Genomic DNA, 11,881 nt, shown 5'->3' with positions numbered 1-11,881 from the left:
CCCTCCCCGGTCCGGCACCTGCACCCAGACTCCGGCGTCCGGGACTCGGCCGCAACGATCCTGCGGGACCACATCTGCGTCCGCCTCCCCGCTTCAGCCGGTCGGCTCATCAGCGGACTGCGCACGGCCGTTCATCGCCGCCTGATTGTGCGCGAGCAGGGTCTGCACATCCTTTTCGACCTGCTTGGGGTCGACGCCGAGGGCGTGTCCGATGCGCGCCGACCACACCTCGGAGCGGACATTGGTCTCGAAGTCCAGGTCGGCGCGGACCTTCTCGCGGACCGCCTGGCGGTTCTGGCTCACCATCACGAACGTGGACAGAAAGATCGCCTCCAAGCTGACGATCATGGTGAGCAGCCCGAAAGGGTACGGGTCCCAGACCGCCGAGTGGCCGAACAGTCCCTCGTTGACTGTGATCCAGACCGTGAACCACGCCGCGTGGAGGTAGACGAACTGCATCGTTCCGGCGAACGTGGTGATCGCGTCCGCGATCCGGTCCTGGGTCCCGCGCATCCGGGCGAGAACGGCCTGCTCGCTCCACCGACTTGGGTCCAACCCGTTGGTTCTGGGGGCCACGGCCACTCCTTGATCCGTCGTACACGGGAACGGGGACCGAGCGTATGTGCGGGGGAGGTGCCTCCCCCTGGGTCAAACGACTGAGAACGCGGCTGCATGTCCGTCCGAGGCGCTTCGCCGCGGTCGTGTGGCCGGCCACTGTCGTGGGCGCCGGATGCTGTGGCGGGGAACATGGACCGCGGTACGCCGCATCGGTGACGATCGAAGTGTCGATCCGAAGCAGACGTTCGGCCACGGGGCCGGCACACGTCCTCCCTTGCGTAGAGGATGCTCATTCTTGGCAACTCATCAAGATCCTTCCGGCAGCCCGCTCGACAGCGGGAAGCCTGCGAACCCACGGCCCGGCACGGACCTGGCGGGGCGCACGGCCGAGCTGGAACTGATGGACTCGCTGTTCGCCGGGCACGATCAGGGCGACACCGGACTGCTGCTGCGGGGCGCTCCCGGGGTGGGGAAGACCGCGCTGCTGGATGCCGCCGCGGTACGGGCCGCGGACGCCGGAATGCGGGTGGTGCGCTCCTCCGGGGTGGACTTCGAGGCCGAGATGGACTTCTCGGCTCTGCACCAGATGCTCTATCCGCTGCGCCGGCACGCCGACCGGCTCGCCGACCGGCATCGTGACGTCCTCGACCGGATCCTCGGTCACGCGCCGGGACCGCCGCCGGACCCGCAGGCCGCCTCGACGGCCGTGCTCGCCCTGCTGGGCGAGGTGACCGTCGAGGGTCCGCTGCTGATGATCGCCGACAACGTGCCGCGGATCGACCGGGCCAGCGCGGCCGCCCTGGGGTTCGTGGTCCGCAGGATCGGCGACGATCCGATCGTCTTCCTGGCCGCCACCCGGACCGGCGCGACCGGATGGTTCCATCAACTCCGGCTGTCCGTGCGCGAGATCGGGCCGCTGGCCGCGCAGACGGCGGCCGAGCTGCTCGACGCCCGATGGCCCGGTCTGGGGCCGTCGGTACGCCGCCGGTTGCTGACCGAGGCTGCGGGCAACCCGCTCGCGCTGCGGGAGCTGCCGGCGGCACTGAGCAGCCGCCAGCGTTCGGGCCAGGACCCGCTGCCCGCGTTCCTGCCGCTCTCCGGGCGGCTGGAGACGACCTTCGCCCCGGCCGTCGAAAGCCTGCCCACGGCGACCCGGCGGGCGCTGCTGCTGGCCGCACTGGAAGCCGACGCCGGCCTGACCACCGTACGGAAGGCCGCGCAGGACTCCGTGGACGTCGATGACCTCGCCCCGGCGCAGCGCGCGGAGCTGGTGGATGTCGTCGCGGCCGTCGGACAGTTGTCGTTCCGCCATCCGCTGATCCGCTCCGCGATCGTGCACCTGGCATCTCCGAGCGAACGCCGGAGCGCGCACCGCGCCCTGGCCGCGGCCCTGTCCGGGTCCCCCGTACGCCGGGCGTGGCATCTGGCCGAGGCCGCGACGGGACCGGACGAGCCCGTGGCCCGGGCGCTGGACGAAGCTGCCCTGTCCGCCTGGCGGCGCGGCGCGGCGGCCCGTACGTCGGACGAGGCGGCCGTCCGCGACCGGCGGCGCGTCGCCGCGTCCGCCGCGGTGGCGGCGCTCATGCGTGCCGGTGAACTCAGCCCGCATCCGGGCGACCGGTCCCGTCGACTGGTCGAGGCCGCCTTCCTCGCGACCATCACCGGTCAACTCGAGGACGTGCCAAGGCTGCTGGCCGACGCCGGACATGCGCCCGACCGACCGACCGGGCTGGTCTTCGCGGCCACCGCCCACCTCCTCACCAACGACGAGGGCGACGTCGACGCCGCCTACCGGCTGCTGGCCCGGGCACTCGACGAGATCACCGACACCGGCACGCACCACGGCTGGGACGACTACGGCATCCTGTACGCGCTCCTGCTCGTCAGCCTCTATGCGCTTCGCCCCGAGCCCTGGCAGCTCCTCAAGACCGCGATGGCCCGGTTCGAACCGTCAGCGGTGGCACCGTTCCGGCTGTGCTACGACGCGTACGTCGACCCCACTCGCGCCCCCGACGCGCTGCGCAAGGGCCTCGCCGACGCCTTCGCGGCGCTGTCCGAGGACGCCGCGCCCTGGGAGCTGATCCCCCTGGCCTTCGCGGCGGTCGCGGTGGACGCCCTGTCCGACTACAGGTACCTGGTCTCCCGCATGATCGAACGGGAGCGTGACGGTGGCGCGATCGCCATGGTCATTCCCGCCCTGATGCTGCTCTGCCAGGACTCCTACGTCCACGGACAGTGGGACGAGGCCGAGAGCCTGGCACAGGAGGGGCTGGACCTGGCAGCGGTCTACGGCTACCACTTCTGGGAGCGCCAGATCCGGGCCCTGCTGGCATCGGGCGCGGGTCTGCGCGGCGATGTGGACCTCGCCCGGACGCGCAGCGCGGAGACCACGACCTGGGCGGCGCCGCGCGGCATCGAGGTGACGGAGGCGTACGCCCGGTCGGCCCGCCACCTCGCGGCCCTGGGCCAGGGCGACTACGAGGAGGCCCATGTCCACGTGGCCAGGATCGACCCGTCCGGCGCACCCAGCCCCGGCATCCCGGGCCGGTGGGTGGTCCTGGACCTGGTCGAGGCGGCGATTCGCACCGGCCGCACGGACCAGGCCCGCGCCCACCTCGCCGTCGCGCGGGAGACAGGCCTCCACCGCATCTCGCCGCGTATCGCGATGATCACCGCGGGGGCCGCGGCGGTCGCCGCCGACGAGAAGGACGCCGGCCCCCTGTTCGAGGCTGCGCTGTCCCTGCCCCAGGCGGCCCGGTGGCCGTGGGAACACGCACGCATCCAGTTCGCCTACGGTCAGTGGCTGCGCCGCGTCCGCGACCCTCGCGCCCGGCTGTACCTGAGCGCCGCCGTCGAGACCTTCGACCGGATCGGCGCGAAATCCATGGCCCAGCGGGCCCGGAACGAACTACGCGCCACCGGCGTTGCCACCACCGCCGGGCCCGACGCTCCGACGACAGCGTTGACCGTGCAGGAGAGGCAGATCGCCGAGCTGGCGGCCCTCGGCCTGACGAACAAGCAGATCGGCGAGCGGCTGTTCCTGTCCCACCGCACGATCGGCTCCCATCTGCACCGGCTCTATCCCAAGCTGGGCATCACCTCACGCGCCGCGCTCCGCGCCGCCCTGGAGGGGATGCAACCCGGCGAGGTCGACCAGAGGGTCGGGCACGACTGAAGGCGGTCCGCTCAGGCGGTGGCTGCGCGCCACGGGGCGGGCTGTCGCCGCGGCGGTAACGTAGGGGGAACACCCGCTGATCGGTGAGCCGGAGAAGACCTTGGTCGACAAGGAGGTCAACGCCCTGGCGGCCGTGTTGCTCGAACGCGTCGGGGAGCTGGCGAAGGAGATGGCGACGCGGATCCGCGCCGGCGCGCGGGAACACCACTACGACGTGGTGCCCGCGGAGGAGCTGGAGGAGGCTTGCCGTACCCACCTGGGCAACGCACTCCGGGCCCTGACCGGGCAGGTGCCTCTGGACACCGGGGCCGCGGCCGACATCGGCCGGCGACGCGCCGTGCAGAATGTGCCGCTGCCCGCCGTGATGACGGGCTACCGCATCGGCGTGGCGTTCTTCTGGGAGGCAGTGGCCGCCGAAGCCGGCCGGAACCCACTGGTCGGCAGAGACGTACTGATCGAGGCGGCCTCGGCCATGTGGGCCCTCCAGGACGGCATCACCGAGGCCATGGTCTCCGGCTACCACGAAGCGGTGGCCGATCGGCTCCTCGCCCACGAGCACGAGCGTTCGGCGCTGGTGGAGGCGCTGCTTGAGGGCCGGAGCATGGACACCGACGCCGTGTGGTCGGCGGCGGAGATCCTGGGCGTGCCGCGCAACGGTCCGTTCGCCGTGGTCGCCGCGGAGGTACCGCAGATCGGCCGGTACGCCCTGCCGGAGGTCGCGACCCTGCTGAGCCGGCGCGGCATCTGGTCCGCCTGGCGGCTGCGCCCCGACCTCCAGCTGGGCATCGTGTGCCTGCGCAGCGCCCGGGACTGGACCGACCTCACCGAGGTGCTGCGGCAACATGCGGAGCGGCGCGTGGGGGTGAGTCCTTCCTACGACGACCTGTACCGCACGGCGGACGCCCTGCGCTTCGCCAAGGTCGCCATGCGCGGCGGCGACGCGGACAGCGGCGCCGTGACCGTCTTCGACGACTCCCCGATCGCGGTCGTGTCGGCCGGCGCCCCCGATGTCATGGCCCTCGTCGCCACCAACGTCCTCGGTCCGATCGAGGCCCTGCCGGCCGGCGAACGCGCTCTGCTGCTGGACACGCTGGACGCCTGGTTCGCCTGCGGCGGATCGGCCGACGAGGCCGCCAAGAGTCTCTACGTCCACCCCAACACCGTGCGTACCCGCCTGCGCCGTATCACCGAGCACACCGGCCGCTCCATCGCCGATCCCCGCGGCATCACCGAACTCTCCCTCGCCCTGCGCGCGGTACGGCAGACGCCGAAGCCGACCGGCACCACGGAGACAGCGAGCGACTGAGCCGCTCGGCGAAGGTCACGTGAAGTGGCGTGACCGAAGCACCCGGGGCGAGGCCTGAACACCGGACCTCGCCCCGGGTGCGTGCGGGCGGCGACCCCGAATCCGCCGCCGACCTAGACGCCCTTGAACTGCGCGGTGACGGCCGCCACGCGCTTGCCCTGGTACAGGGCGGCAGCGCGGGCGGTGTCGTCGACGGGGATCGCGCCCTGACCGTTGACGTGGCTGGTGCCGTAGGGGTTGCCGTCGGCGAACTTCACCGGGTCGGTGTAGCCGGGGGTGACGATGATGCCGCCGAAGTGGTGCACGGAGTTGTAGAGGGCGAGCAGTGTGGACTCCTGCCCGCCGTGCGCGGTGGCGGTGGCCGTGAAGCCGCTGTAGACCTTGTCGGCCAGCTTGCCCTGCGCCCACAGCCCGCCGAGCGTGTCGATGAACTGCTTCAACTGGCTGGCTATGTTGCCGAACCGGGTGGGGCTGCCGAAGATGACCGCGTCGGCCCACTCGATGTCGGCCGCGGTCGCCACCGGGATGCCCTTGGTGGCCGCTGCGTGCGCCGACCATGCGTCGTTGCCGGCGATGGCCTCCTCGGGAGCGAGCTCGGACACGCGCAGAAGCCGTACGTCGGCACCCTCCTTGCGGGCGCCCTCCGCCACGGACTCCGCCAGTTCGTGAACGGTGCCGGTCGACGAGTAGTAGATCACTGCGATCTTGGGAGACATGGGGAGTTCCTCTCGCTGTTCTTCGGTCTCGACGGCGGGGGCCGTCGTGTCGGGTTCGGGATGGGCCGTGGCGGTCAGGGACAGCCGCAGCCGACGCGCCGCGAGCCCCTTCGCCGCCGTCAGTCCGTGGTGGAAGCGGTCGACGGTCACCGAGGCCGCTATGCGCAGGGATCCGTCCTCGACGGACAGGGAGTCCACCGTCAGATCGACCGGTGCTCGGTGTCCGCGGACGGTGAGCACACCCTTGACGACCCAGGCGCCGTCCTGACCGCGGGCCACCCCGGCCGACTCGAACCCGATGTCGGGGTAGCGGTCCGCGTGGAGGAAGGCGGGGGAGCGCACATGATCGTCGCGGCGAGGCGTGCCCGTCCGGAAGCTGCCCGCCTCGACGACGGCCTGTGCGGTCGAGCGGGTGATCGGCTCGGCGACCGTGATGCTCCCCGATTCCACCTGGAACGTGCCGGTCACCTTGCCCAGGCCGAACATATGGCGGGTGGTGAAGGTGAGGGACGATCGCGCCGGATCGACCTCGTAGTTCCCGGCGGGGGGCAGTTGAACGCTCATGCCCTTCTGGCCTCTCGCTCGTCGTCGTGCGGGGCGGCCCGCAGCGCTGCTGTTTGCTTGCTCGGGCAATCACTTTTCCTCGTCCAAAATGCTTTGTCAAGCAAGTACAGTGTGTGCTTGTGTGACATTGCCCGGGCGTGGCCCGGACCCAAGGGAAGGGAGGCCAGAACGTGTCCATGCCGTCAAAGGACCCCGCGTGTCCGCTCAACGGTGACGAGGAGCGTCTCTGGCGTTCGCTCCAGAGGCTGCTGGTGGCCCTGCCCCGGGCGCTCGACGAGGATCTGCTGCGCGCCGCGGGCCTGTCGGTCACGCACTACATCGTCCTGATGCATCTTTCCGAGGCCGACGGCACAAGCATGCGCATGACCGACCTGGCCACGGCGACGGCCTTGTCCGCGAGCCGGATCACCCGGGTGGTGGAGAACCTGCGGGCCGAAGGCCTGGTGACCAAGCGACGTCACTGCACGGACGCCCGTGGCTACGTGGCCGCGCTCACGGAGGCCGGTCTCCAGCGGCTGCGCAGCACCTATCCGGTGCATCTCGCCAGCGCTCGCAGACGCGTCATGGACCGGCTCGATCCCGCTCTGGTCCACCGACTGGCCGATGAGCTGCAGGCAGTGGCCGATCCGCTGCTCGCCCAGTGCGAGCCGAGCCCCAGGGACAGGGAACCAGTCATCTGACTCAAGCCGGGCAGGCGCTCCCGCGCGAACCATGGTGATGTCCGAGTCCGACCTTCTCCCACGGAGGCAACCATGCTGAAGGGCTACACCTACCCCCTGTCACCGCGCGGAGAAGCAAACCTCGCCCCCGCTCCGCCGTGGCGCTACGCCGGCGACATCATCGGCGTCGAGTTCTGGACGGACCCGGCCGCCGCCGCGGCGACGCTTCCCGAGGGCCTGAGCCCCGACCCGGAGTCCGGCGGGCGCGTCGTGGCGCTCTTCATCGACTGGCAGTTCTCCGCGGAGCACGAGGAGTACCTCGACCCGGTGCGCAGCCAGTACCGCGAGTTCATGGCGCTGGTGGACGCCCGATGGGGCGACGAGCCCGTGTCGTGGTGCCCGTACATCTACGTCGACAACGACCTGGCCATGGCCCGCGGATGGGTGCAGGGCTTCCCGAAGAAGCTGGGAGCGGTGCACCAGACCCGGGTCTTCGCGGCGCCCGGCAGCGCGTCGCCCACGCTGGCGGCCGGTGGGCGGTTCGGCGCGTCCATGTCGTCGGCCGGGCACACCCTCGCGGAGGCGAGGGTGACGCTCCAGGAGCCGGCGAGCGACCCCGCGGCCCTGTTCGGGCGGCCCACGGTCAACCTGCGGCACTTCCCGCGGCTGGTCTCCGGACAGTACGAAAAGCCCGCCGTGCACGAGTTGGTGATGGCCGAGTTCAACGACCGGCAGCTCGCCGACGTGTGGACCGGCACCGGCGACATCAGCCTCTTCGCCGCCCGGGGCGAGGAACTGGCGGATCTGGCCCCCGTGCGCACCGGCGCCGGCTTCCGCGCCTCGATGTCCTACAGCGTGACGGACGTACGCCCGCTGAGCGCGTAGCACTACGGGCGCTGCCCGCTTCGAGCACCCCGACGGCGCCTGCAATGCCGTAATGAAAGGATTCCGATGCCCACGATCGCCGACCTCATCGTGGAGAGCCTGCAGAATGCGGGCGTCTCCCGAATCCACGGACTGCCCGGGGACTCGCTCAACGGACTCACCGACTCCCTCCGCAGGAACCCGTCGGTGACCTGGGAGCACTACCGGCACGAGGAGGCCGCGGCGTTCGCCGCCGCGGGAGAGGCGGCGACCACGGGTTCGCTCGCGGTCTGCGCGGGCAGTTGCGGGCCGGGAAACCTGCACCTGGTCAACGGGCTGTTCGAAGCGCAACGCAGCCGCGTGCCGGTGCTGGCGATCGCCGCGCAGATTCCCGGTTCGGAGATCGGCAGCGGCTACTTCCAGGAGACACATCCCCAGGAGCTGTTCCGCGAGTGCAGCGTCTTCTGCGAACTGGCCTCCTCGCCCGAGCAGTTCCCCCACCTCCTGGACATCGCCCTGCGCACGGCGGTCGAGCGCAGCGGCGTGTCCGTACTGGTGGTTCCGGGCGACGTGCTCCTGCACCGGCTCGGTCATCTGCCGAAGGCGGCGACGGTGCTGCCCACCACGCCGGTCGTGCGCCCCGGTGACGCGGAGATCGAGCGTGCGGCGGCCGTCCTGAACGACGCCGAGCGGATCACGATCCTCGCGGGCGCGGGCTGCGCGGGCGCACACGACCAACTCGTCCGGCTCGCCGGGGCGCTGCGGGCACCGGTCGTGCACACCATGCGGGGCAAGGAGCACGTGGAGTACGACAACCCCTACGACGTCGGGATGACCGGGCTGTTGGGGTTCACCTCCGGCTACCGCGCGATGGAGCAGTGCGACACGCTGCTGATGCTCGGCACGGACTTCCCGTACCGGCAGTTCCTGCCCGACCACGCCACCACCGTGCAGGTGGATCTGCGCGGCGAGCAGATCGGACGGCGCACACACGTGGACCTGGCGCTCGTCGGCACCGTACGCGACACCGCCGAAGCGCTGCTCCCGAAGCTCGCACCGAGGACCGGGTCCCGGCACCTGGACTCGATGCGCGATCACTACGTCAAGGCCCGCGCCGCCCTCGACCGGCTCGCCGTCGACGACCGGAACCGCACGCCGATCCATCCGCAGTACGTCGCCAAGGTCGTCGACGAACTGGCCTCCGACGATGCGGTGTTCATTCCGGACGTCGGCTCTCCGGTGATCTGGGCCGCGCGCTATCTGACCATGAACGGCCGGCGCAGACTGATCGGTTCGTTCACCCACGGCAGCATGGCGAACGCGATGCCCCAGGCGATCGGTGTGCAGTCCGCCTTCCTGGAACGGCAGGTCGTCGCGTTGTCCGGTGACGGGGGACTCGCGATGATGCTCGGCGACCTGATCACGCTGAAGCAGCAGCGCCACCCGGTGAAGATCGTGGTCTTCAACAACGGCGCCCTCAGCTTCGTGGAGCTGGAGATGAAGGCCGAGGGCATGGTGAGTTTCGGGACCGACCTCGACAACCCGAACTTCGCCGACGTGGCCACGTCCCTGGGTATCCACGGCCGTCGCGTGGAGCGCCCGCACGACCTTCCCGAGGCCCTGCGCGCCGCGTTCGCCCATCCCGGGCCGGCACTGGTGGAAGTGATGACCGCCCGGCAGGAGCTGAGCATTCCGCCGACGATCAAGTTCGAGCAGGCCAAGGGATTCGCCCTCTACGCCGCCCGTGCCGTGCTGTCCGGACGCGGCGACGAACTCCTCGAACTGGCCCACACCAACGTCGTACGACGTCTCACCTCCTGAGAGGACCCCTCTTCTCCTAGGAAGGCGTGGCCGCGGGGGAGTTGCTGTCAGCGAGCCCGATCAGGCTCATCACGGCCCTGCCGACGCTGTCCAGGTCGTACTCGGCCAGCGGGACCCCCGAGGCGTGCGAGTGTTTCGTGACGCCTACGAACGCACCGAACGCCATCGACAGCAGGACCTGCGGGTCACCGGGGCGCACAGCACCGATCGCCTGCGCCTCCCGCAGGATCCCCACCAGCTCGGCGTTGAGCCGATCGACGACCTCATAGGCCTGCGGACGCAGATACGCCCCGTGCACCTGGTGTTCGAGGAAGGAGAACGCCTGGGGATGGGCGATGGCGAAGGCGACCTGATGCCGCCAGATGAGTCCGATGGCGGTCACGGGATCGGCCCGGCGCACGTCGTCGGTGATCACGGCGTCGGCGAACGCCGCCTTCGCCTCGGTGAAGACCGCCTCGCCCAGCGCCTGCTTGTTGGGGAAGTAGCGGTAGATCGTGCCCACCGCTACCCCGGCGTGAGTGGCGATCGCCGGCACGTTGGTGCCCTCCCAGGTGCGCTCGTCGAACAACTCCAGCGCAGCGTCCATCACTTTCCTGCGCAGTGGGGTGTCGTCGTGCGTCACGGAGGGTGGCATCGGCATGAGTGAAACTTCGTTCAGTCTCTCGATCCTGTCAACCGGAGGGGGTAGGCTCGGCGCGTGAATGAAAATTCATTCACAGGCTGACCCATGAGGAGGAGTGTGTCGTGAGGCGCTATGGGCACTGGATCGCGGGCGGGGAAGTCGAACCGGCCCTGGACGGCTGGCTGCCTTCCAGGTCCCCCGGGGGCGATGAGGTCGTGCATGAGATCGCCCTCGGTGACGCCACCGATGTGGACCGCGCCGTCGAGGCGGCGGCCGGGGCGGTCGACGGCTGGTGGAACCGTCAGCCCGTCGAACGGGGCCGCGTGCTGTCGGCCATCGCGGCGCGGCTGCGTGAGGAGGCCGCCGGCCTGGCCGAGCTGGAGTCCGTCGAGACCGGCAAGCCGGCCTGGCAGTCCCCGTTGGAGGTACAGGGCGCGGCGAACTACTTCGAGTACTACGCCGGCCTGGTGAACCTGCCCGGTGGCGAGTCGGTGAACATGGGGCCGTCCTTCCACGCGTACACCCGGCGCGAGCCGCTCGGTGTCGTCGGTGTCATCACCCCGTGGAACGCACCCCTCAACCAGGCGGCCCGCGCCATCGCCCCGGCCCTCGCGGCCGGCAACGCCGTCGTGGCCAAGCCTTCCGAGTTCACCTCGGCGACCACACTCGAACTGGCCCGCATAGCCACCGAATCGGGCCTGCCGGACGGCGTCCTGAACGTCGTGTGCGGCACGGGGGGCACCGTCGGCGACGCAATCGTCCGGCATCCGAAGGTGCGCAAGGTGTCGTTCACCGGATCGACCCGTGCCGCGCGCGAGATCGGCCACATCGCCGCCGAACGCATCATCCCGCTGACGCTGGAGCTGGGCGGCAAGTCCCCCAACATCGTCTTCGCGGACGCCGACCTGGCTGCTGCCGCCCGCGTCGCCGTCGAGGCGTTCCTGCCCAACGCGGGCCAGTCCTGCATGGCCGGCACCCGGCTGCTGGTCGACGCGGCGATCCACGACGAGTTCGTGGCGGCGGTGAAGACGGTGCTGACGCATGTGACACCGGGGGAGACCTACGGGCCGCAGATCACCCGCGCCCAGTTCGACAAGGTCAACGAGTACTTCAAGGTCGCCGAGCAGGACGGCGCCACTCTCGTCACCGGCGGCCGGCCGACCGGGAGCGGCTGGGTCATCGAGCCGACGGTGTACACGGACGTGACCTCGGACATGCGTATCGCCCGAGAGGAGATCTTCGGGCCGGTGCTCGCCGTGCTGCGCTTCACGGACGAGGACGAGGCGGTGGCCATCGCCAACGACTCCGACTACGGCCTGGTCGCCGCCGTCTGGACCAGCGACGTGACCCGCGCCCACCGGGTGGCCGCCCGGCTGGAGGCCGGTCAGGTCTACGTCAACGCCTACCCGCCCGGGATGCTGGTCGAGGGCCCCTTCGGCGGTTACAAGAACAGCGGGTACGGCCGGGAGAAGGGGCTCGAGGCGCTGCACCACTACACGCAGACGAAGTTCGTCGCCGTGCGGCTCCAGGAGGACCAGCAGGTGTGGTGACGCGGGACGAGCCCGTCGGAGCGCGGCTGCCAGAGCCAGTCCGGCG

General features: G+C 70.7%; 9 protein-coding genes and 1 pseudogene. 6 read left to right on the top strand and 4 right to left on the bottom strand.

Annotated features, from left to right (window positions below; translation table 11 throughout):
- Window positions 1-93: 93 nt before the first annotated feature.
- Window positions 94-576 carry a DUF1003 domain-containing protein gene (locus ACIHFB_RS05940; protein WP_400125450.1) on the bottom strand — a complete coding sequence of 161 codons (483 nt, stop codon included), beginning with the start codon at window positions 574-576 and terminating at the stop codon, window positions 94-96.
- A gap of 277 nt (window positions 577-853) precedes the next feature.
- Here ACIHFB_RS05940 and ACIHFB_RS05935 point away from each other — a divergent pair, with 277 nt between their 5' ends.
- Entirely contained in the window at window positions 854-3,733 is a 2,880-nt protein-coding gene (locus tag ACIHFB_RS05935; protein WP_400125448.1) for an AAA family ATPase, read from the top strand.
- Window positions 3,734-3,833: 100 nt separating this feature from the next.
- The gene (locus ACIHFB_RS05930) at window positions 3,834-5,039 is read left to right on the top strand and encodes a PucR family transcriptional regulator (protein ID WP_400125447.1); all 1,206 of its coding nucleotides are present in this window, start codon (window positions 3,834-3,836) and stop codon (window positions 5,037-5,039) included.
- A gap of 113 nt (window positions 5,040-5,152) precedes the next feature.
- Here the strand turns inward: ACIHFB_RS05930 and wrbA are convergent, their stop codons facing one another.
- Both wrbA and ACIHFB_RS05920 read right to left on the bottom strand, forming a co-directional pair.
- Complete coding sequence (wrbA, locus tag ACIHFB_RS05925; protein ID WP_365271092.1) at window positions 5,153-5,755, bottom strand: NAD(P)H:quinone oxidoreductase; 603 nt, start codon at window positions 5,753-5,755, stop codon at window positions 5,153-5,155.
- Window positions 5,756-5,842: 87 nt separating this feature from the next.
- A pseudogene (locus ACIHFB_RS05920) lies at window positions 5,843-6,319 on the bottom strand (YceI family protein); the annotation flags it as partial.
- A gap of 176 nt (window positions 6,320-6,495) precedes the next feature.
- On the opposite strand from ACIHFB_RS05920, the gene ACIHFB_RS05915 reads away from it, so the two are divergent.
- The 3 genes from ACIHFB_RS05915 (at window position 6,496) to poxB (ending at window position 9,663) form a co-directional block, all read left to right on the top strand.
- Window positions 6,496-6,999 (top strand): MarR family winged helix-turn-helix transcriptional regulator, encoded by a 504-nt coding sequence (locus ACIHFB_RS05915; protein WP_365271089.1) that lies wholly within the window; start codon window positions 6,496-6,498, stop codon window positions 6,997-6,999.
- 72 nt (window positions 7,000-7,071) lie between these two features.
- A complete protein-coding gene (locus ACIHFB_RS05910) occupies window positions 7,072-7,863 on the top strand; it encodes an acetoacetate decarboxylase family protein (RefSeq protein ID WP_365270671.1) in 792 nt (263 codons plus the stop codon).
- Between the two features lie 66 nt (window positions 7,864-7,929).
- Entirely contained in the window at window positions 7,930-9,663 is a 1,734-nt protein-coding gene (poxB, locus tag ACIHFB_RS05905; RefSeq protein ID WP_400125446.1) for a ubiquinone-dependent pyruvate dehydrogenase, read from the top strand.
- Window positions 9,664-9,679: 16 nt separating this feature from the next.
- Here poxB and ACIHFB_RS05900 read toward each other — a convergent pair whose 3' ends face one another.
- Complete coding sequence (locus tag ACIHFB_RS05900) at window positions 9,680-10,303, bottom strand: TetR/AcrR family transcriptional regulator (protein ID WP_400125444.1); 624 nt, start codon at window positions 10,301-10,303, stop codon at window positions 9,680-9,682.
- Window positions 10,304-10,407: 104 nt separating this feature from the next.
- Between ACIHFB_RS05900 and ACIHFB_RS05895 the strand changes: the two genes are divergently transcribed.
- On the top strand, window positions 10,408-11,835 hold the full coding sequence (locus tag ACIHFB_RS05895; RefSeq protein WP_400125443.1) for an aldehyde dehydrogenase family protein: 1,428 nt from the start codon (window positions 10,408-10,410) through the stop codon (window positions 11,833-11,835).
- Window positions 11,836-11,881: the final 46 nt, after the last annotated feature.

It is taken from the genome of Streptomyces sp. NPDC051963, from assembly GCF_044593495.1.
In the GTDB taxonomy this organism is placed as follows: domain Bacteria; phylum Actinomycetota; class Actinomycetes; order Streptomycetales; family Streptomycetaceae; genus Streptomyces.
This window is presented reverse-complemented; position numbering and strand designations above follow the sequence as displayed.